The 21,734-nt window shown below is 72.0% G+C and carries 16 protein-coding genes; all 16 read left to right on the top strand.

Translation table 11 applies throughout. The annotated features are described in order from the left end of the window. Positions 1–16: 16 nt before the first annotated feature. The 16 genes from O7602_RS23865 (at position 17) to raiA (ending at position 21,727) form a co-directional block, all read left to right on the top strand. Complete coding sequence (locus O7602_RS23865; RefSeq protein WP_281590488.1) at positions 17–4,303, top strand: toxin glutamine deamidase domain-containing protein; 4,287 nt, start codon at positions 17–19, stop codon at positions 4,301–4,303. Further along, complete coding sequence (locus O7602_RS23860) at positions 4,303–4,770, top strand: hypothetical protein (RefSeq protein WP_281584846.1); 468 nt, start codon at positions 4,303–4,305, stop codon at positions 4,768–4,770. Before O7602_RS23865 ends, O7602_RS23860 begins: the two co-directional genes overlap by 1 nt. A 693-nt stretch (positions 4,771–5,463) precedes the next feature. After that, on the top strand, positions 5,464–6,408 hold the full coding sequence (locus O7602_RS23855; protein WP_281584845.1) for a hypothetical protein: 945 nt from the start codon (positions 5,464–5,466) through the stop codon (positions 6,406–6,408). Positions 6,409–6,589: 181 nt separating this feature from the next. After that, the gene (locus O7602_RS23850; RefSeq protein ID WP_281584844.1) at positions 6,590–6,796 is read left to right on the top strand and encodes a Trm112 family protein; all 207 of its coding nucleotides are present in this window, start codon (positions 6,590–6,592) and stop codon (positions 6,794–6,796) included. After that, positions 6,793–7,989, top strand: coding sequence for an SIS domain-containing protein (locus tag O7602_RS23845; RefSeq protein WP_281584843.1), 1,197 nt, complete (start codon positions 6,793–6,795; stop codon positions 7,987–7,989). Before O7602_RS23850 ends, O7602_RS23845 begins: the two co-directional genes overlap by 4 nt. 28 nt (positions 7,990–8,017) lie before the next feature. Further along, on the top strand, positions 8,018–9,058 hold the full coding sequence (locus O7602_RS23840) for a cation diffusion facilitator family transporter (protein WP_281584842.1): 1,041 nt from the start codon (positions 8,018–8,020) through the stop codon (positions 9,056–9,058). 3 nt (positions 9,059–9,061) lie between these two features. Further along, positions 9,062–10,222: a mannose-6-phosphate isomerase, class I gene (manA, locus tag O7602_RS23835; RefSeq protein WP_281584841.1), complete on the top strand. Its 1,161-nt coding sequence runs from the start codon at positions 9,062–9,064 to the stop codon at positions 10,220–10,222. A 267-nt stretch (positions 10,223–10,489) separates the two neighbouring features. Beyond that, positions 10,490–11,977 carry an adenosylhomocysteinase gene (gene ahcY / locus O7602_RS23830; RefSeq protein ID WP_281584840.1) on the top strand — a complete coding sequence of 496 codons (1,488 nt, stop codon included), beginning with the start codon at positions 10,490–10,492 and terminating at the stop codon, positions 11,975–11,977. A gap of 201 nt (positions 11,978–12,178) precedes the next feature. Beyond that, positions 12,179–13,162: an iron uptake transporter permease EfeU gene (gene efeU, locus O7602_RS23825; RefSeq protein WP_281584839.1), complete on the top strand. Its 984-nt coding sequence runs from the start codon at positions 12,179–12,181 to the stop codon at positions 13,160–13,162. A 30-nt stretch (positions 13,163–13,192) separates the two neighbouring features. Further along, on the top strand, positions 13,193–14,323 hold the full coding sequence (gene efeO, locus O7602_RS23820) for an iron uptake system protein EfeO (protein ID WP_281584838.1): 1,131 nt from the start codon (positions 13,193–13,195) through the stop codon (positions 14,321–14,323). Next, positions 14,320–15,642 carry an iron uptake transporter deferrochelatase/peroxidase subunit gene (efeB, locus tag O7602_RS23815; protein WP_281584837.1) on the top strand — a complete coding sequence of 441 codons (1,323 nt, stop codon included), beginning with the start codon at positions 14,320–14,322 and terminating at the stop codon, positions 15,640–15,642. The genes efeO and efeB overlap by 4 nt, the downstream gene beginning before the upstream one ends. A gap of 211 nt (positions 15,643–15,853) precedes the next feature. Next, positions 15,854–16,543, top strand: coding sequence for an MtrAB system response regulator MtrA (gene mtrA / locus O7602_RS23810; protein ID WP_281584836.1), 690 nt, complete (start codon positions 15,854–15,856; stop codon positions 16,541–16,543). 13 nt (positions 16,544–16,556) lie between these two features. Then, complete coding sequence (gene mtrB / locus O7602_RS23805) at positions 16,557–18,311, top strand: MtrAB system histidine kinase MtrB (RefSeq protein ID WP_281584835.1); 1,755 nt, start codon at positions 16,557–16,559, stop codon at positions 18,309–18,311. Beyond that, positions 18,308–20,122: an LpqB family beta-propeller domain-containing protein gene (locus O7602_RS23800; RefSeq protein ID WP_281584834.1), complete on the top strand. Its 1,815-nt coding sequence runs from the start codon at positions 18,308–18,310 to the stop codon at positions 20,120–20,122. Before mtrB ends, O7602_RS23800 begins: the two co-directional genes overlap by 4 nt. An 8-nt stretch (positions 20,123–20,130) precedes the next feature. Next, positions 20,131–20,832, top strand: a complete 702-nt coding sequence (locus O7602_RS23795; protein WP_281584833.1) for a phosphoribosyltransferase family protein — start codon at positions 20,131–20,133, stop codon at positions 20,830–20,832. A gap of 250 nt (positions 20,833–21,082) precedes the next feature. Continuing rightward, positions 21,083–21,727 carry a ribosome-associated translation inhibitor RaiA gene (gene raiA / locus O7602_RS23790; RefSeq protein WP_281584832.1) on the top strand — a complete coding sequence of 215 codons (645 nt, stop codon included), beginning with the start codon at positions 21,083–21,085 and terminating at the stop codon, positions 21,725–21,727. Positions 21,728–21,734: the final 7 nt, after the last annotated feature.

Raw genomic sequence — 21,734 nt, 5'->3', positions numbered from 1 at the left:
GGACCCGCGCGTGAGCATGCTGCCCAGCCCGATCCCACATCCGCTCGACTACTGCCCCTGGGACGTGCCCGGCTGGATCTACGAGGCACTCGACTGGGTGGTCGGCGTGGAGTGGCCGGAGGGCGACGAGCGCGCCGTCTGGGACCTGGCCGACCGGTGGTACGGCGTGGCCGGCGTCCTGGCCGGCCCACGCGACGACGCCACCGCGGCGGCCGGCGAGGTGAAGAGCGGGTACGGCGGGGTCGGGCTGGTGGCCCACGCGTTCGACACGGCCTGGGACAAGGTCGCCGGGGGCGAGGACGCCCCGCTGCACGTCCTCGTGGCCGCCACCGACGAGTTGGGGCGGCTGGTCGACTCCTGCGGTTGCGACATCGAGGGCGCGAAGCTGGAAGCCTGGATCGAGCTGGGCATCCTGGTCGTGGAGCTGCTGTCCCTCGCGGTGGTCACGGCGCTCACACTGGGCGCGGCGTCGCCGGCGGCCGGCGCCGCGGTCGCCGCCACCCGGGTCGCCGTGCAGCAGATCTTCAAACGGCTTGTCGCTCAACTGGCTCGCAAGGCGATCAGGGAAGGGCTGAAAGAGGCGGGCGAACGGGCCGCGAAGGAGGTTGTCAAGAGCGGCGCCCGGGGGCTCGCCCGTAAGGCGGTGCTCGGTGGTCTGATGGAAGCCGGGCAGGAGGCGGGCACCAGTCTGGCGACCCAGGCGTACCAGAACTCCACCGGTCGCCGGGACGGCCTGGACCTGACCGACGTGGGCGCGTCGGGCCTGGGCGGATTCGCCGGTGGCGCCGCCGCGCCCCTCGCCGGCCTGGGGCGGCATGCGAGCGGGCGGTTCGCGCAGATCGGGGAGCGTTTCGGGCGGGAGATGGCAGGCGAGAGCCTCGCCGAGACCGCGGCCGGCCTTGCCACCGGCCAGGGCCCGTCGGTGGAGGATCTGGCCCGCGCCGCCGCCTCCGGGGTGAGCGGATCCGCCACCGGGCAGGCCGACACGGCGCTGCACCACCGGCTCGACGGAAAACTGGGCGGCCTCACCGCTCCGCCGGTCGGCCTGGACGTGCCGCCCGGCATCGAGGCGGCCGGACTCGCCCCGGCGCAAGTGTCCACCGGACCGTCCCCCGCCCACCCCGGCGATCCGGCCGTCGGTCACCCCCTGGCCGCCACCTCGCCACCGGTGGCCCTGCCGACGGCCGATACCGCGACGCACCACCCCGCCCCGGCCGACCCGACGCGACCGGACCCGGAGGTGATTACCCCAGCGCCGACTGCTGCGGGGGGCGCAGGGCCGAGCATCGCGACGGCCAGTCCGGTGCACCTGTCCAACACCGCGAGTCCGACCCTGTCCTCGGTAGCCACCGACGTGCCCGCCGCCGGCACCTCGCTGGCCGGTCCGGCCGACACCCGGGGCGGCTCGGTGACCACGTCCGTCGTGCCCGACACCGGCTCTCCACACCAGTCGGCGTCGGTGCAGGCGCCCGCGGCTCCGACCTCGTCCAGCACATCGGCCGCCGAGGCTTCGCATGCGGCGGCGCCCCCGTCTCCGGACCGGGCTTCGCCGATGACCGGTCCCGTGCAGCCCGGGCCGGTGACCGCCCCATCGGTCCCCGCACCAGTTCCGCCGGGGCCGGCGGTGTCCCCTGATGTACGGAACGTGCCGAATGCTCGCTTCCCGCTTCTGGAGACGTTGGCCCCACAGCACTCGACACCTGCACTACCGGGCGTCTCCAGCCCACTCGACTCGACGCCCCCGAGCTCTCATGCCCAGCAGGAGAGGGCAGCGCGCCTGGCGGCCGACCGGGAAGCCTTCGATCGGCGTCGCTATCGAGGTTATCTGCGATCTCAACGGGACTGGTTCGAGGACCGTCGGCGTCAGACGAGGGCGGACTGGCTCCACGAACGCGCTGCTTATCACGAGGAGCGGGCCAGCGACTGGGCGGCACAGGCTACGGAACTCCGCCGAGCGGGACGCACCCTGGCAGCCGAGCGTTGGCACCGAGAGGCGCATGAGGCCGGCATCGAGGCGTCTGAGTTGCGTGAAGAGGCACGGCACGTCCTCGCCGGGAAGCAGGCACCCGAGCGGGTGATGGTCGAGGACGATCTCGACTTCTATCGGATCAACGACGACGTGGCAGACCTGGCCCTCGGCGCGGTGGAGACGGCCGACCACTCCGCGCTCACCGGCCACGGCCACCCACCGCCGGTCGACCGGTCCCGTCCCTACGGTCGGCGTGGTGGCCTTCGGCCTCCGCTCGCCCTGCACCAGACCGACCTCGAACGGCAGATGCCCCGCAACCCGGACGGCACCGTGGTCCGGACCGCCGATCCCCGGCGCGGTGGGTGGTTCCGACTGGCGAACGACGGCGGGCCGGCCGCCGATGCCACCCGGGGCATCAACTGCCTCGACTGCACGCTCTCGCTCTACGACACGTGGGTGCACGGCCGGCCGCGGGTTGCCGCGCCGCGTACCTTCGATGGTTACCTGGCGGGCGACGTCCATCGGCCGGTCGGCGGCGAGTTGGACGGACCGCTGCGGGTCGAGGAGACGACCGGCGGGCGTTTCCAGGACCTGTGCGGGCCCGATCGCCCCGGCCGGGACCCGCGGATCCTTGTCGAGAGCGGCTATCACGACCTGCACGCGCAACTGGCGGCGGGCGGTCACGGCAGCTACGCCTTTCTCATCACCAGCTTCGAGGGTGGCGGTTCGCACGCCTGGGTGGCGCTCAACCAGAACGGCACGGTCCTCTACCTCGATCCGCAGACGGGGGTGGTGGCGGGCCAACCGCTCTACCGCCACCGCGGCGTTCCGCTCGACAGCAACGTGGTGGGCATCGACGCGCTGGTCCTCGGGCCGGACGGCCGGCCGATGCCGCTCGCCGGTCGACCGCCCGGCGCCTACAACGTGCTGCCCGAGCCGCGGCACCGCGCGGCACCGCCACGTCCTCCGGACCCGCTGCCGTACGACGGCGGGCCGCCGCCGGACTTCAACCGTGTCCACCTGCTCGGCGAGTCCACCACTTTCCACCGCCCGGCGGGCATCTCGCCTTCCGGCAGTGCTTCCCCGGGGAGCGTCCCTCCGGGCAGTGTGTCGCCTGGCGGCGTGTCGCCGGGCGAGCCGGAGCCGGATCGGGTCCGCCGGTCGCACCGGGAGGCGCACGCGGCCCGGATCGCCGCCGGGCTCTATGTCCGGGACGCGTTGGCGACGAGTGGCAGCCTGGAGGACGCCTTCGCCGCCGGGGTGACGCCCGTCGAGTTGGCGCAGCACGCCGACGGGCCGACGCTCCGACGGCTCGTACCGGGTTTGGACGAGACCGCCGCCGGTGAGCTGACCGGCCTGCTCGCCGACCCGCGCGTCCAGCGGATGCTCGACCAGAGTTGGGAGGCACCGCCACGGCGGGAGGAACTGCTGGCCGAGACGCTGGTAGGGCAGCTCGCGGAGCGGCCCGACCTGGTCCGGATGATGCTGGCAACTCCGGAACTCGCGAACTCGCTGACCGCCAGGCCGGTGACCCTGCACCACCTGGCCAGCCACCAGCAGGCCATCGACGTCCTGCAGGACGTGTTGGACGAGGTCCGGACCAGGGGTGCCGAGGCCGTCGCCTCGGCAGCCGTACCTTCCGTCGAGGCCACTCCGCTCCGCCTGGCACAGATCGAGGTAAGTCGGAGATTTGATGGTGCGCGTCCAGTACCGGTCCAGCCGGGCTTCGACCGGGACCACCTTACCGATCCGACATATGCGAAGTCCTACCTGGATCAGCTGTATCGAGATGCGGTGGCAGCGCAGCACGAGCTCGACTCACTCGGTTGCGAGCTGGCGGGCCTGTCGACGAACGGGGCCGAGTACAAGCCACGGCCCGGGCCGAAGGATCGCGTTCGAGCTGAGGACAAGATTGCCCGAAACGGTGGCAGGGCCGACCGCCTCCGAGATCTGGCCGCCGGCAGGGTGTCGTACGAGACAGTGGATGATCTCTACGCTGGGCTAGCGAGTCTGTGCACCAATCCCCGTCTTGAGGTGGCGCGATTCGAGGATCGGTTCCGTGTACCTCAGGACAGTGGATATCGAGACATCCAGTTCCTGCTGCGGACCTCTACCGGACACATTGGCGAGTTCCGACTGCAGTTGACCGCGCTGGACCGCGTGGCGGAATGGGAGCACTCCCTGTTCGAGGTCTGGCGTGACCTGGAGGCGGTGCCCCGGAGCGAGGGCCGTAATCTGACTGTCGCGGAATCAGCGATCCGAAAGGGCATCGTCCGGCACCAGCGTGAGCACTTCTGGGCCGCACTCCAATCGACCCTGAGCGGTGGACAGTAATGAAGGATGCGGCGGACGGGCTCAGCCTCGCCGGCTACTACGACTACAACGACACCCCAGTGAAGATCACGCCGACAGCGGAGGGTGGTCTGACCGCTTGGAGGTTGGATCTCCAAACGGGCGGCTGGCAGGTTGCTGACGACATCATCGGCGAGATTGTTTCCGCCATGGGTGGAGAGGTCTTCGTACGGTCGGTTGAGCGATTTGTGCAGCGTGTTGAGGAAGAGCGTGGGTTGAGTCTGAGGGGCGACGGGTCGGTGTTCGCGCTCTACGAGACCGTGCGGGCCATCGAGGAGCAGGCCGTCGCCGAGCGGCGTGCGTTCACCCCGGAGGAGGCGGCACTCGTGACTGGCATACGGCGGCGCACCTTCGTGATGTTCGAGGAGCAGCTCCAGCGGGCCGGCGACCCGGGAGCCGACCCCAGCATCGCGACCGCCGTCCCCGGCAGCGACACCGAGCGCGCGTAACGCTCCCGCCTACTCGGGGCACTCGACCCGCCGCACCGACAGGGATACACCTCCCATCTGACAGGAAAGCGGAGATCTAGTCAGGAAAGTTCCCTTTTGGGTTTATTTGCTATCAAGTAGCCCGGTCCTTCGAGCCGCTGCGGCGGCGAAAGAGCGGGGCGGCCAGGGCAAGGCGCGATTGCTTCCGGTCAGACACTCAGTCGTCCATTTGGTGGGAAGATGCTCCCGATAGGCAGGAACCTTCGCTTGATCGACTCCATTCCGCCGAGGTGGTGGGGTTGAGCGCTTGGGATACCGCCATCTCGCCGAAGTGGAGTCGATCAAGACCTTGGCCACCATCTCGATCATTCGGGAGTGGTTCCCCGCTGCTGGGCCGGTCGCCCGCTTGAATCTCGGTAGGCAGGCGCCCTCGGCCGGCGGCTGCGTACCAGGTAACCCACCACTATGGAGGCGTGAAAATGGTGCGAACAGGGGCAAGGTGCATCTGTTTGCCCGGTCAGATCTCGAAGCGCCAACGCCAACGCCATCGCCGGCGTGGGACGGCGTGGAACGCGAGGGCGAGCGGGCCACCTGGGCTGACTTCGGTTGGGTGTCGCGGGACACATGTCGAGGGCTCGATGGGCGGGTGTTCGGGAGACCCGGTAGTAACCTGACCGGCGGATCTTCGTCCGGGACGGGAACGGTGAGGTGGAGATGTCGGCGAGGCGGCACGCGGCGCGTTGGGCCACGGTCGGCGTGATGCTGGGCGGCCTGGTGGCCGCCCCGGCGTCCCCGGCGATGGCCGAGGGCGACCGGGTCAGCCTGCGCTCGGCCGGCAAGTTCACCGCCGGCGGTTCGGCGGGCGCGGTGACGATCGGGGTACGCAAGCGCACCGAGGGTTGCGTGCTGCTGCGTACCGCGCTCGGGTTGAGGTTGGACGGCCTGCGGGCGGATCAGGTCCGGGTGGAGGTGGCGACCGGCGGACGCTGGGTGGCGGTGTCGGTCGCCGGGGGTGGTGGCGCCGTCTCGACCGCCCAGGTGGCGCCGGTCGACCGGCCGCTGTGCAAGGGGCGGTCCGCCAACGTGCGCTATCGGGTGACGTTCCTGGCCGGCGCCATCGGCGGGCGGCTGGAGCTGGCCGGCGAGGCGAGCGCCGCGAACGGTCAGGTGCTCGGTCGGGCCGGCGGCTCGGCCCGGTTGGTGGGTGCGAAGCGTCCGCCGAGCCCGAGCCCGAGCCCGACCCGCAAGCCCACGCCCAGCGCCGCCGCGTCCACGCCGGCCGAGACGGCCGGTACGTCGGCGGTGGTCGCCGCCGTCGGCCCGGCCACCGACGCCACCGACGCCGCTGCCGACGAATCGTCCTTCGGAGGTTCCCTCATCATGTGGTTCGGTATCGCGCTTGTCGTCGTCGGCGCCGCACTGATCGTCCTGCTGGTGCGTCGCAGCCGGGCGGACCGGACGGACGGCGGCCCGGCCGCCGACGAGTCTCCGGTCCCGCTGCCGCGCGGCAGCACCACCTACCGTTCCGGGACGCCCGGGCCGGCCCCGACGGTGTACGGCGGCGCGACGCCGCCCCGTCCGGCCGGCAACGTGTACGGTGCGCCTCCGGCCCCGCCGGCCGGGGACGCCACGAGCGTCCTGCCCCGGCTGCCGGACTGAGCCGGAACCCGACCGGGGGCGGGGTTACCGTGACCGTGGGTGGTGACGGTGTGACCCGGCCGTCGGGCCGGTCGGCGGGTGCCGGACACATTCCGGTGCCGGGGCCGGTTCGCCGTTAAGATCGCGTGCGCCGGACGGCACCGCCGACCGGTGAGACCGCATACGTGGAAGGAGCCGCGCCGTGGCCCTGGACCCGCAGTTGCTCGAGATCCTCGCCTGCCCGGACACGCACCACGCCCCGCTCGACTACGACCCGCAGGCGCAGACGCTCACCTGCACCGAGTGCGGTCGCGTCTTCGAGGTGCGGGACGACGTCCCGGTGCTGCTCCTGGACGAGGCACGTGGTGGCCCCGGCGCCGACGACGCGCGCGGCGGGTCGTCCCGGTGATGGACGGTACGGCCGGGGTCAGTGGACACCGGCACGCGGACGAGGCATTGCTGGACAATTCGGCGCTGCTGGCCGAGCGCGACCCGGGCGGGATGCTGCGGTTCACCGCCTCCGCCGGCGCGCAGGTACGCGAGTCGGCGGCGTTGGCCGCCGAGGCGAACCTGGGCGTGCTCGGTGACGACGGTCGACCGCGGGCGGTGGTCATCGCCGGCATCGGCACCGCCGGGCGTACCGGGGACGTGCTGGCCACGGTCGCCGGACCGCGCTGCCCGGTGCCGGTCATCCCGCACCGCAGCGCCGGCGTGCCGGGTTGGGTGGGCGCGGCGGACGTGGTCATCGCGGTGAGCGCCTCCGGCCGTAGTCCCGAGGCGTTGGGCGCGGCCGAGGCGGCGCACCGGCGTGGGGCCCGGCTGGTCGCGGTCGGCGCGCCTGATTCGCAACTCCAGTCGGTGGCCGAGCGGGCCCGGGCGCCGTTCGTCCCGGTGCCCCGGCGTGCCCCGGCCCGGGCCAGCCTCTGGGCGCTGACCGTGCCCGTCCTGCTCGCCGCCCGGGCGCTCGGGCTGGTGAAGGTCAACGAGGCGGACCTGGCGGAGACCGCGGCCCGGTTGGACGCCGACGCCGACAGGTGCCGGTCGACCGCCGAGTCCTTCGTCAACCCGGCGAAGTCCCTCGCGCTGGGGCTGGCCGGTTCGCTCCCGATCGTCTGGGGGTCGTCCCCGTTGGCCACGGTCGCGGCCCGCCGGTTCGGTGACACGCTGTCGGCGAACGCCCGCTATCCGGTGGTCAGCGGCGCGCTTGGTGAGGCCGGTCGGGGCCGGGTGGGCCTGCTCGACGGCGTCTTCGGCGGACTGGCGGAGGGCGAGCGGGACATCTTCGCCGATCCGGACGACTCCGACGCCGACGGGATCCGGCTGCGGCTGGTGCTGTTGCGCGACGGCGGGCTCAACGCCGACGACGACACCGACGAGCCGCTGGCGGTGGAGGAGCGCCGCGCGGACGCGGTGCAGACGCTCGCCGAACGGCGCGGGGTGCGCTGCGACGTGGTGACCGCCGAGGGCGGCTCCGCGCTGGAGCGGCTCGCGTCGCTGGTGGCGGTCCCCGACTTCGCCTCGGTCTACCTCGCCCTGGCACACGGGCTGGACCCGATGGCGGTTCCGGCCATCACGGAAATGAAGGAGCTGGCAAACCAGTGAACACGTGCGGCATCGAGCGAGGCGGAGAATGAGCGCCAACGGGGGCACAAAGGCGATCATCGCCGCCCTGACGGCGAATCTCGGCATCGCCGTCACCAAGTTCGTCGCGTTCCTGCTCACCGGCTCGTCGTCGATGCTGGCCGAGTCGATCCACTCGGTGGCCGACTCCGGCAACCAGGGCCTGCTGCTGATCGGTGGTCGGCGGGCCAAGCGGGAGGCCACCCCGCAGCACCCGTTCGGGTACGGGCGGGAGCGCTACATCTACGCGTTCATCGTGTCGATCGTGCTGTTCAGCCTCGGCGGCCTGTTCGCGCTCTACGAGGCGTACCACAAGGCGTCCGATCCGCACCCGATCGAGAGCTGGCAGTGGGTGCCGGTGGCGGTGCTGCTCGCCGCGATCGTGATGGAGGGCTTCTCCTTCCGCACCGCGATCAAGGAGTCCAACCACATCCGGGGCAACCAGACCTGGATCCGGTTCATCCGCCGGGCCAAGGCCCCGGAGCTGCCGGTGGTGCTGTTGGAGGACTTCGGCGCCCTGATCGGTCTGGTCTTCGCGCTCTTCGGTGTCGGCATGACGCTCGCGACCGGCAACGGCATGTGGGATGCCGCCGGCACCGCGATGATCGGTGTGCTGCTGGTGATCATCGCGATCACGCTGGCGATCGAGACGAAGAGCCTGCTGCTCGGTGAGGGCGCCGAGCGGAGCGAGCTGGCCAAGATCGAGCGGGCGGTCACCGGCGGCCCGGAGGTCGAGCGGATCATCCACATGAAGACGCTCTATCTCGGCCCGGAGGAGTTGATGGTGGCCGCGAAGATCGGGGTGCCGCCCTGCGAGAGCGCCGAGGAGCTGGCCCGGGGCATCAACGCGGTCGAGGCGCGGATCCGCCGCGAGGTGCCGATCGCCCGGGTGATCTATCTGGAGCCGGACATCTACAGCGTGGCGGCGGAGCGGGCGGGCACCGGGCAGGCGGCCGACACCGCCGTGCCGGAGGGTGCGGTCGACGACGCCGGCGCGACCACGCCGCAGGCCGCGGCGGTCGACGAGGTGGCCGGACGGTCCGGTAGCTGACCGATGGAGTTGTTGCAGGGCCGGATCCGGGACTATGCCTGGGGATCGCGCACCGCGATCGCCGAGTTGCAGGGCCGGCCGGCGCCGAGCGACGGGCCGGAGGCCGAGCTGTGGCTGGGCGCCCACCCGGGCGCGCCGGCCACGGTCGACCGGGACGGTCGACCGGTGAGCCTCACCGATCTGCTGGTGGCCGAGCCGGAGCACTGGCTGGGCGAGCGGCTGGTGGGCCGGTTCGGCACCCGGCTGCCGTTCCTGCTGAAGGTGCTGGCGGCGGACGCGCCACTGAGCCTCCAGGCGCATCCGGACGCCGAGCAGGCCCGCGCCGGGCACGCGGCCGACGTCGGGCAGGTGAACTACGTCGACCCGTATCACAAGCCGGAACTGCTCGTGGCGCTCTCGGAGTTCGACGCGCTCTGCGGCTTCCGCGACCCGGCTCACGCGGCGGCGGCGATCGCCGCGTTCGGCGTACCCGCGTTGGAGCCGGTGGTGGCGGCGTTGCGCACCGGGCCGGCGGGGCTGCGGGAGGCCGTGCGCGCGTTGTTGAGCTGGCCCGCGGCGGAGCGCGCGGGGCTGGTGGCGGCGGTGCTGGCGGGGGCGGTCGCCGGCCCGGCGTCGCCGGACGCCGCGCTGGTGCGCACGCTTGCGGCCGGGTATCCGGCCGATCCGGGCGTGGTGGTGGCGCTGCTGCTGCACCGCGTCCGGCTGTCGCCCGGCGAGGGCATCTGGATGCCGGCCGGGAACCTGCACGCCTACCTGCGCGGCACCGGTGTGGAGATCATGGCGGCCAGCGACAACGTGCTGCGCGGCGGGTTGACCCCGAAGCGCGTCGACGTGGACGAGCTGCTGCGGGTGTTGCGGTTCGAGGTGCTGGCCGACCCGGTGGTACGGCCGGAGCCGGTGGCGCCCGGGGTGCTGACCTGGCCGGTGCCGGTGGAGGATTTCGCGCTGCACCACGTCACGGTGAGCGCCGGTGCGACGGGGACGCGGCTGACGTTGCCCGGCCCGCGGGTGGTGCTCTGCCGGGCCGGCCGGCTGACCGTGGCCGACGGGGTCGGCGAGGTGACGCTGGACGCGGGGCAGTCGGCGGTCGGTACGGCGGCGGGTGCCGCGCTCACGCTCGCCGGGGACGGTGCGGCGTTCGTGGCCACCTGCGGCCTGCGCTGATCCGCTGATTTCGCGGAAACAACCCGACGCTGCGAGCACTCGCTGTTACTTTATGGGTGCGCAGCGTTGTCGCGACGAAGGTCCGGGAACGCGCGGGGAACCAAACCGGGGGGATGCACGGGGCGGCCGAGCCGTGGGCGGAAAGTCCGTTCACGACCGACCGCCCCGTGCGCTGTCGTCTGCCGGCCCGGCCGACCGGGCCCGGGTGAGCCGTCCCACGCGCGTAAGGTGAAAAGCTGCGCAGCACTTCCTTCGACAGGAGCTTCCATGACCAGCACGCTTCCGGCGGCCCCCAGCGGCGCCCGGCCGAGCACCCTCGCCGAGGGCGACTACAAGGTGGCGGATCTGTCGCTCGCCGAGTTCGGGCGCAAGGAGATCCGGCTCGCGGAGCACGAGATGCCCGGCCTGATGGCGATCCGGCGCGAGTTCGCCGAGGCCCAGCCGCTCGCCGGCGCCCGCATCACCGGCTCGCTGCACATGACCGTCCAGACCGCCGTCCTGATCGAGACCCTGATCGCGCTCGGCGCGCAGGTCCGCTGGGCGTCCTGCAACATCTTCTCCACCCAGGACCACGCCGCCGCGGCGATCGTGGTCGGCCCGGAGGGCACCCCGGAGGCCCCGGCGGGCGTCCCGGTCTACGCCTGGAAGGGCGAGACGCTGCCGGAATACTGGTGGTGCACCGAGCAGGTGCTGGCCTGGCCGGACGGGCAGGGCCCCAACATGATCCTCGACGACGGCGGCGACGCCACGCTGCTCGTCCACAAGGGCGCGGAGTTCGAGAAGGCCGGGGCCGTGCCGCCGGTCGAGTCCGCCGACTCCGAGGAGTACGCGGTCATCCTCGACCTGCTGCACCGCTCGCTCGGCGAGGACAACCAGCGCTGGACCCGGATCGCCGCCGGCATCAAGGGCGTCACCGAGGAGACCACCACCGGAGTGCACCGCCTCTACGAGATGCACCGCGCCGGCACGCTGCTCTTCCCGGCCATCAACGTCAACGACTCGGTGACCAAGAGCAAGTTCGACAACAAGTACGGCTGCCGCCACTCGCTCATCGACGGCATCAACCGGGCCACCGACGTGCTGATCGGCGGCAAGATGGCAGTCGTCATGGGCTACGGCGACGTGGGCAAGGGCTGCGCCGAGTCGCTGCGCGGCCAGGGCGCCCGGGTCGTGGTGACCGAGGTCGACCCGATCTGCGCGCTCCAGGCGGCGATGGACGGCTACCAGGTCGCCACGCTGGACGACGTGGTCGAGCAGGCCGACATCTTCATCACCGCGACCGGCTGCTTCGACGTCATCACCAACGAGCACATGGCCCGGATGAAGCACCAGGCCATCGTCGGCAACATCGGCCACTTCGACAACGAGATCGACATGGCCGGCCTGGCGAAGCGCTCCGACGTCACCCGGGAGAACATCAAGCCGCAGGTCGACGTGTGGCGGTTCGACGACGGCCACGCCATCATCGTGCTCTCCGAGGGCCGCCTGCTCAACCTGGGCAACGCCACCGGCCACCCGAGCTTCGTGATGTCGAACTCGTTCGCCAACCAGACCATCGCCCAGATCGAGCTGTTCACCAAGACCGACCAGTACCCCACCGGCGTCTACGTGCTGCCCAAGCACCTGGACGAGAAGGTCGCCCGGCTGCACCTGGGCGCGCTCGGCGCCAAGCTGACCACGCTCACCAAGGAGCAGGCCGCCTACCTGGGCGTCTCCCCGGAGGGCCCGTTCAAGGCCGAGCACTACCGCTACTGAGTTCGTACTCCCGGGAGGGACCGGGGTCGGCCGCCGCGCGGTCGTCCCGGTCCCTTTCGCGTACGCGGGCCCGACGACGCCGGGTCTCGACGGTGCGGGGGGTGACGTTGCCATGAACAACTTGACGTGGTGGAGGAACGGGAGCAAGGTATGGCTGTCCTAAGTTAACTGAGGCATCCCTCACCTACTGCGGAGTAACCGATGTTCGCCACGTACCTGATCGGCCTACGGGAGGGCCTGGAAGCGACCCTGGTGGTCAGCATCCTGGTCGCCTTCCTGGTGAAGTCGCAGCGACGTGACCGGCTGCCGCAGGTCTGGGCCGGCGTCGGCCTGGCCGTGGCGCTCTCCGTCGGCTTCGGCTCACTGATCCAGTACACCTCGACCTCGTTGCTGCGGACCTCCGAGTCGCGCGAGTTCTTCGAGGCGGTCACGTCCGTCGCCGCCGTGGTGTTCGTGACCTGGATGATCTTCTGGATGCGCAAGGCGGCCCGGACGATCGCGGGCGAACTGCGCGGTCGGCTCACCGACGCGCTCGCCGTGGGTTCCCTGGCGGTCGCCGGGATGGCCTTCCTCGCGGTGGTCCGGGAGGGCCTGGAGACCGCGCTGATCTTCTACGCCGCGGCCGAGAGCGTGGCCGGCGGCACCGGGCTGAGCTCGCTGCTTGCCCTGGCCGGCGGCATCGTCACCGCCGTGGCGATCGGCTTCGGGCTCTACCGCAGCGCCCTGAAGATCAACCTGAGCCGCTTCTTCACCTGGACCGGCGCGCTGCTGATCCTGGTCGCCGCCGGCATCCTCAAGTACGGGGTGCACGACTTCCAGGAGGCCGGCGTGCTGCCCGGCCTGAACAACCAGGCCTTCGACATCTCCGCCACGCTGGACCCGAACGCCTGGTACGGCGCGCTGCTCGCCGGCATGTTCAACATCACCGCCGCGCCGACCGTGCTGGAGCTGATCGCCTGGGTCGCGTACGCGGTGCCGGTGCTCGTGCTCTTCCTGCGCAAGCCGGCCCGGCCCGCTGCGCCTCCGGCCGAGCCCGCCGTGGCCCCGGAGTCCGCGACGCCGGCCGAGCCCACCGAGGCCGCGGCCACCCCGACCGAGCCGGCCGCCCAGCCCGCCGCCCCGGCCGGGAACGCCTCGGCCGAGCGGTCGCAGCCGGCCGCCACCGCCCCGTCCCCGCGCGCCTGACCCGCCCGTCTCCGAGGAGATTTCGCACCGATGCGTACCACTCGAATCGTCGCGCCCGCCGCCGCCGGGTTGCTGGCCGTCGCCGGACTGGCCGGTTGCGGCGGCGGTGACGACGCCGACGCCACCGCCGGCGGACCGATCGCCGTCACGGCCACCGACAGCGCCTGCGAGGTCGGCAGCACCGAGATCGACGCCGGTCAGGTGACGTTCAAGGTGACGAACAACGGCTCCAAGGTCAACGAGTTCTACGTCTACGCCGCGGGCGACCGGGTGATGGGCGAGGTGGAGAACATCGCCCCCGGGCTCAGCCGTGAGCTGCGGGTCGAGCTGCCCGCCGGGACCTACGAGACCGCCTGCAAGCCGGGGATGAGCGGCCGGGGCATCCGGGGGGCGCTGAAGGTCAGCGGCACCGCCGAGAGCGTCGCACCCGACGCCGCGCTGACCGAGGCCACCGCCAGCTACCAGCGCTACGTGCGGAGCCAGACCGCCGCGCTGCTGACGAAGACCGAGGAGTTCGTGGCCGCGGTCAAGGCCAACGACGTGGCGAAGGCCAAGGCGCTCTATCCGGTGGCCCGCACCTACTGGGAGCGGATCGAGCCGGTCGCGGAGAGCTTCGGCGACCTCGACCCGAAGATCGACGGTCGGGAGGAGGTGGTCGAGGAGGGCATGGAGTTCACCGGCTTCCACCGGATCGAGAAGGACCTCTGGACCACCGGCGACGTCAGCAAGGACGGGCCGATCGCCGACCGGCTGCTGGTGGACGTCAAGGCGATCGTGGCCAAGGCCAACGAGGAGAAGCTCACCCCGCTCCAACTCGCCAACGGCGCCAAGGCGCTCCTCGACGAGGTCGCCAGCGGCAAGATCACCGGTGAGGAGGAGCGCTACTCGCACACCGACCTCTGGGACTTCAACGCCAACCTGGAAGGCTCCAAGGCGGCCGTCGGCGCGTTGCGGCCCGCTCTGGAGCAGCGCGCGCCCGACCTGGTCAAGCAGCTCGACAGCGAGTTCGCCGACGTGGAGGCCGCGCTCGGCAAGCACCGGGCCGGCGACGGGTGGAAGCTGCACACCCAGCTCAGCGAGACCGAGCTGAAGGAACTGTCGGACCGGATCAACGCGCTGGCCGAGCCGGTCAGCAAGATCGCGGCGGCCGTCGCGCGATGACCACCGCGGCCGGCGGTGACGCGACGAGCGAGCCGAGCAACTCCCGGGCCGATCGCCGGGTCTCCCGGCGGCATGCGATGACGCTCGCCGGCGTCGGCGTGGCCGGCGTCGCCGGAGTGGCGACCGGCGCGGGCGCGCTGCTCGCCGGCGGCGATCAGGCGTCGGCCACCGGTGCGGCGGCGGGCGCGGTGCCGTTCCTCGACGAGCACCAGGCCGGCATCACCACCGCGGCCCAGGACCGGCTGCACTTCGTCGCGTTCGACGTGGTCACCAAGGATCGGGACCGGCTGGTCGCGATGCTCCAGGAGTGGACCGCCGCGGCGGCCCGGATGACCGCGGGTAAGGACGCCGGGGTGATCGGCGCGGTCGGTGGCATGCCGGAGGCCCCGCCGGACGACACCGGCGAAGCGCTCGGGCTGCCCCCGTCGCAGCTGACCGTGACCGTGGGCTTCGGCCCGTCGCTGTTCCGCGACGCCCAGGGCCGGGACCGGTTCGGCATCGCCGACCGCCGCCCCGCCGCGCTGGCCGACCTGCCGCACTTCGCCGGTGACGCGCTCAAGCCAGAGCTGTCCGGCGGCGACATCTGCGTCCAGGCCTGCGCCAACGACCCGCAGGTGGCGGTGCACGCCATCCGCAACCTGGCCCGGATCGGCATGGGCGTGGTGAGCGTCCGTTGGTCGCAGCTCGGGTTCGGGCGTACCTCGTCGACGTCGCGGGACCAGGCCACGCCGCGCAACCTGTTCGGCTTCAAGGACGGCACCGCCAATCTCAAGGCGGAGGACGCCGGCCTGCTCCGGGAGCAGCTCTGGGTGCAGCCCGGCGACGGCCCGGACTGGATGACCGGCGGCTCGTACCTGGTCACCCGGAAAATCCGCATGTTGATCGAGACCTGGGACCGCAGCCCGCTGGCCGAGCAGGAGATGATCGTCGGCCGGACCAAGGGGAGCGGTGCCCCGCTGGGCCGGCGCGACGAGTTCGACGAGCCGGACTTCGCCGCGAAGGGCGACGACGGCGAGCCGGCCATCGCGGAGAGCGCGCACGTGCGGCTCGCCCACCCGGACCAGAACGGGGGCGCCCGCCTGCTGCGGCGCGGCTACAACTTCGTGGACGGCTCGGACGGGCTGGGCCGGCTCGACGCCGGGCTGTTCTTCATCGCCTACCAGCGGGACCCGCGCAAGCAGTTCGTCCCGATCCAGACGCGGCTGGCCCGCAACGACGCGATGAACGAATACCTGCGGCACGTCTCCAGCGGCCTGTTCGCCTGCCCGCCGGGCGTGCGGGACGCGGCCGACTGGTGGGGGCGCGACCTGTTCTCCTGATCCGGCAGGGGAGAGGGCCGGTCAGAGGTGGCGGGTGGGGTGACCACCGGGGGATCATGGGGGACGACGGGTCCGCAACCGGTGGATCCGTCCGCCGCGGCACGCCACGCTGGTCGGCCACGCCGTCGGCTGTGGTGCGCGGGCGCGCTCGGCGTTACCGTGCCGTGAAGACTCCGACCTCCGAATGAACGGGGATGGAACGATAAACCCCATGAGAGCCCGCGTACTCGTGGTCGACGACGACCCCGCCCTTGCCGAGATGCTCGGCATCGTGTTGCGCAGCGAGGGCTTCGTGCCGTCCTTCGTCGCCGACGGAGAACGGGCATTGGCCGCGTTCCGGGACAGCCGGCCCGATATCGTCCTGCTCGACCTGATGCTGCCCGGCATGAGCGGCATCGACGTGGCCCGCGCGATCCGGGCCGAGTCCGGCATACCCATCGTGATGCTGACCGCCAAGAGCGACACCGTCGACGTGGTGCTGGGGCTGGAGTCCGGCGCCGACGACTACGTGGTCAAGCCGTTCAAGCCCAAGGAACTGGTGGCCCGGATGCGGGCCCGGCTGCGCCGCGGCGAGGACGTCGCGCCGGAGCTGCTCACCATCGGTCCGCCCGGCAACCAGATCACCATCGACGTGCCGGCGCACACGGTCAGCCGGGACGACGAGGAGGTGAAACTCACCCCACTCGAGTTCGACCTCCTCGTCGCGCTCGCCCGCAAGCCGCGCCAGGTCTTCACCCGCGAGGTGCTGCTGGAGCAGGTCTGGGGTTACCGGCACGCGGCCGACACCCGACTCGTGAACGTGCACGTGCAGCGGTTGCGCGCCAAGATCGAGCCGGACCCGGAGCGACCCGAAATCATCCTCACCGTGCGAGGCGTGGGCTACAAGGCGGGCACCGGATAACCTGGGCAGCACTGTGGTGACCGCCCCGCTGCCCGACCCGCCGACCGCCGAGTCCCGCCGGCTTCCCGCCGCGCGGGCGCTCTGGCGCGCGCTGGCCGGTCGCTCGACGCGGTTCGCCGCCGGCGTACGCCTGGCCTGGCGGCGCTCGCTCCAGGTGCGTGTGGTCACCATCACACTCGTGGCATCGAGCCTGCTCGTGGGCGGATTCGCCTACCTGATCGCTGACAAGATCACCAACATCCTGCTGGAGAACGCCGAGACCGACGTGCGGCTGCGGCTGAACAACGGCAGCGACTACGCGGCCAAGCAGTTCAACCTCTACAGCCAGCCGCAGGAGGCCCAGCTCCAGGACACCATCGACGGCACGGTCAACTACCTGGCCGGAGGGGACCCGGCGCAGACCAGCGGCGTGGTGGTGGCGATCACCGCCGACAACTTCACCGCGTTCATCGAGCCACGGGTGTCCCCGGACGTGCCGGTGCGCCAGGTGATCGGCGACGAGCTGCGGGCCACCGTGGCGTCCGGCAAGGTCGCCCACCAGATCCGCACCGGCACGCTGAACGACGACCGCACCAAATACCTGGTCTACGGCTCGCCGGTGCCCACCAAATTCGGGCAGGTGGAGCTCTACTACCTCGTACCCCTGGCCCGGCAGGACGCCACGGCGGCCGACGCCCGGGCCACCGTGGTCGCCACCGGCGTCGCGCTTGTGCTCCTGCTCGGCCTGCTGGCCGCCCTGGTCACCCGCCTCGTGGTGACCCCGGTCCGGGTCGCCGCGCGCACCGCCCAGCGGCTCTCCGCCGGCCTGCTCGACCAGCGCATGGTCGTCTCCGGCGAGGACGACCTGGCTCTGCTCGCGGCCTCGTTCAACCAGATGGCGACCAATCTGCAACGGCAGATCCTCCGGCTGGAGGAGATGTCCCGGCTGCAACGCCGGTTCACCTCGGACGTGTCGCACGAACTGCGGACGCCGCTGACCACGGTCCGGATGGCGGCCGACCTGATCTTCGCCGAGCGCGACGAGTTCGATCCGGCGGTGGCCCGCAGCGCCGAGCTGCTCCAGGCCGAGCTGGACCGGTTCGAGGAGCTGCTCACCGACCTGCTGGAGATCAGCCGGTTCGACGCCGGCTTCGCGGTGCTGGACAGCGAACCGACCGACCTGGTGCCGGTCGTGCACCGGGTGACCGAGCGGCTGTCCGGGTTGGCCGAGCGGGTCGGCGTGGCCATCGAGCTGGACCTGCCGGGCACCCCGGTGATCGCCGAGGTCGACCCGCGTCGGGTCGAGCGGGTGCTCCGCAACCTGGTCGGCAACGCGGTCGAGCACGGTGAGGCCAAGCCGGTGCGGATCAGCCTGGGCATGGACCAGAGCGCGGTGGCGATCACGGTGCGGGACCACGGCGTCGGTCTCAAGCCCGGCGAGGAGAAATTGGTCTTCAACCGGTTCTGGCGGGCCGACCCGTCCCGGGCCCGGCAGACCGGCGGCACCGGCCTGGGCCTGTCGATCAGCCTGGAGGACGCCCGGTTGCACGGCGGTTGGCTGGAGGCGTGGGGCGCGCCCGGGCAGGGCGCGCAGTTCCGGCTCACCCTGCCGGCCCGGGCCGGCGACCGGCTGACCACCTCGCCGCTGCGGCTCGTGCCGGCCGACGCCGCGCTGCCGTTCGGCCGCCCGCGTGCCGGCGGCCCGCTCGCCATCGGCCCGGGCAGCGGTGCGGGGGCGCTGGCCATCGGCCCGGCCGACGGCCCGGAGCGGGTGGAGGTGGGCCCGTGAGCGCGTGGTGTGCGCGGCGCCGGCTGCTGGCGGTGCTGCTGGCCGGGGTGCTGCTCCCCGCCGGGCTGGCCGGGTGCGGCATCCCCGCCGAGACCGGCGTGCAGATCGACGGCTCGGTGCCCGCCGGCGAGGCCGGTTCGCTCAACGGCCCCCCGGCTTCGCCGCCCGCACCCACCGACAGCGACGAGCCGGTGCCGTTCATCGAGAACTACCTGCGGGCCGCCGCCGCCGGGGAACGCGACGACGCGTACACCCGGGCCCGGAGCTTCCTCGCCGCCGAAGCCCGGAACCTGCTGCCCGGCAAGCCGCAGACCAGCGAGGTCGAGCTGACCGTGGTCCGGCTGCGGGCCAAGCCGGAGAGCACCCCGGCGAACCCCCAGGGCATCTTCACCGTGCGGATCAAGGTGCAGCAGGTCGGTGTGCTGCGCGCCGACGGCTCGCTGGGCCCGCCGGGGGCCACCGAGACCGAGTACGTGTTCCAACTGCGCCGGGCCGAACCGACCGGGACCGGGCTGCTCATCACCAACCTGCCGAACGTGCTGTTGACGAGTGACGCGGCGCTGCGGGAATACTACCGATCGCGCACCGTCTACTTCTGGAACTCGGACCAGACCCGCCTGGTGCCCGACCTGCGCTACCTCCCGTCCTCGGTGTCGGCCGAACGGCGCGTCACCGAGGTGGTGAAGTGGCTGACCGGCGGCCCCTCCGACTGGCTGGCGTTCGGTGTCACCGGGCTGCCGGACGGCACCCGGCCGATCAACAACGCCACCGGCGCGGACTCCCAGTGGGAGGTCAACCTGAGCATGTCCGGGGCCACCGAGGCGCGGCTGGCCCGGCTCGGCACCCAGTTGGCGTGGTCGCTGCCGGAGCTGACCGGCCAGCTCGATCTGAAGATCCAGAACCAGAAACGGTTGACCGTCGACCTGGAGCGGGAACGCGACACGGATCCGGCGTACCCGCGCGGTGCGAACCCCAGCCGGTTCAGCGTCTATGACGGCGTCGTCCACCCGCTCGCCATCGGCACCGAGCGGCGGGACCCGGTGCCGCTGCCGGCGGCCGAGAACCGCAACGTGGTCTCCGCGTCGCTCGCCCGCGCCGACGAACAGGTGCTGGCCGCCATGGTGGTGACCGGGCCGGACCGGAAGGTCCAGCTCAAGGTGGGCACCGGCTCGGCGCCGGTGGCGGTGTTCACCCGCAGCGACCGCACCTACCAGTCGATGAGCCGGCCCACCTGGTTGCGTTCCCTGGACGGCAACCATTCGGCGGGGCTGGTGGCGGCTGACGGCAAGCTCTACCGGTTCGACGGGACGGCCGAGATGAACCTCGTTCCGCTCAACGTCTCCGGGAGCGTGGTGGCGGTCGCCGGCTCCCTCGACGGCCACCGGATCGCGCTCGTCGCCGGTGGGGCCGTATACGTCGCACCGGTGAGTGTCGAGGGCGGCGTGGTCAGCCTCGGTCCACCCCGCCGGCTGCCGACGCTGCTGACCGGCGTGACGGCGGTCGACTGGATCACGGAGGACCAACTGGTCCTGGCCGGGAACGATGCGGAGCGTCGCTCGGCCATCCACCAGCTCACCATCGACGGCGCCTGGGAATCCACGCTGAAGTCCGAGATCGGTGCGCCGGTGACCCAGCTCGCGGCGTATCCCGGAGGTGGAGACCGGGGGCTGCCGGCGTTCTCCTACATGTGGGAGACGAACGGTGGGGCCTGGCGGAACAACCCGTTCGACTTCGTCACGCCCGAGCAGGTGCTGGACCTGCCGGCGGGCAGCCGGACGGCCAACCCGACCGCGCCCTTCTTCCTCTACTGAGGTCCCCGGTGCCGGGCCTGGGGGGACTCTGGTCCGACCTGAGCGATCTGGTGCTGCCCACCGGCTGTGCCGGCTGCGCGGCGCGCGGCCCGGCCCTGCGGCAGGGCTTCTGCCCGCGCTGCGTCGACGAGTTGGAGTCGCTGCGTCCCGCGCCGACCACGCCGGACCCGGTCCCGCCCGGCCTGCCGCCGTGCGTCGCGCTCGGGCCGTACGGCGGAGCGTTGCGCGAGGGGTTGCTGGCGTACAAGGAACGGGGCCGGCACGGGCTGGCCCGGCCGTTGGGCGCGTTGCTGGCCGAGGTGGTGGCGACGGCGGTGGGGCAACCCGGCCCGGTGACGCTCGTCGCGGTGCCGGACACCGCCCGGGCCGCTCGGTCCCGTTACGGCGACCACCTGGAGCGGCTGGTCCGTCCCGCCGCGGCCCGGCTGCGCGCGGCCGGTTGGCCGGTACGGGTGCTGCGGCCGTTGCGGGCACTGCCCCGGCCGGACTCGGTGGCGTTGGACAGCGCCGGGCGGGCCACCGCGGCGGAGGCGGCGTTCCGGCTGCGCCGTCCGGCTCCGGCGCCATCGGCCGGGACCGTGGTGCTGCTCGACGACATCGTCACCACCGGCGCCACCCTGGCGGCGGTGAGCCGTAAATTGCGCCGCGCGGGAATGACGCCAAAGGTCGCGGCGGTGCTCGCGGCAACGCAAAAGCGGCGCCGACGGTAACGCTTCGTGTATCCCTTTCACCCCAAGGTGTATGAGCTGTTAAATTTCGCGACCACCTTCGGGCACGGGGGGTGACTGACGACCGAACAGGAGTTAGCGTTTCGGTGTCGGGGGTAGTGAGGATGCACACCTTCCCCGGCATCGGAAGGAGGCGTAGCCGAACACCACCGGTCGACGCCGAGCGGGGCTCACCCCGGGCGCGTCGACCGGAAGATCCGGACCGAACGACCGTCCGAACAAGGGAGGTCACGTGGACATCGTGGTCAAGGGCCGTAACGTCGAAGTGCCGGACCATTACCGGGTGCACGTAGCCGAAAAGCTCGCGAAGATCGAACGCTACGACCACAAGCTCATTCGCGTGGATGTCGAGTTGTTCCACGAGCGCAATCCGCGCCAGGTCGACCACTGCCAGCGGGTGGAGATCACCTGCGTCACGCGGGGCCCGGTGATCCGGGCCGAGGCCTGCACGAACGACTTCTACAGCGCGCTCGACGCCGCCATCGCCAAGCTGGACACCCGCTTCCGCCGGGCGGCCGACCGCCGCCGGGTGCACCGTGGGCGGCACGCTCCGCTCTCGGTGGCCGCCGCGACCGCCGGCCTGCCGGTGGCCGACCTCGACGGGCCCGGCCTCGCGGCGCGCAACGGTCACGGCACGGCCACCGCCGTCGCCGACCGTCCCGACGAGAGCGCCCATGAGGAACCCGACGACCAGCCGTGGCACATCGCCCGGGCGAAGGTCCACCCCGCCGATCCGATGACCGTCGACGACGCGCTGTTCCAGATGGAGCTGGTCGGCCACGACTTCTACCTGTTCCTCGACAAGGAGTCCGGCCGCCCCAGCGTGGTCTACCGCCGGCGCGCGTACGACTACGGCATTCTCACGCTCGACACCTGACCCCTGA

The sequence above is a fragment of the Micromonospora sp. WMMD1128 genome, assembly GCF_027497235.1.
In the GTDB taxonomy this organism is placed as follows: domain Bacteria; phylum Actinomycetota; class Actinomycetes; order Mycobacteriales; family Micromonosporaceae; genus Micromonospora.
The sequence above is the reverse complement of the archived record's forward strand: the minus strand, read 5'-3'. Positions and strand labels throughout refer to the sequence as shown.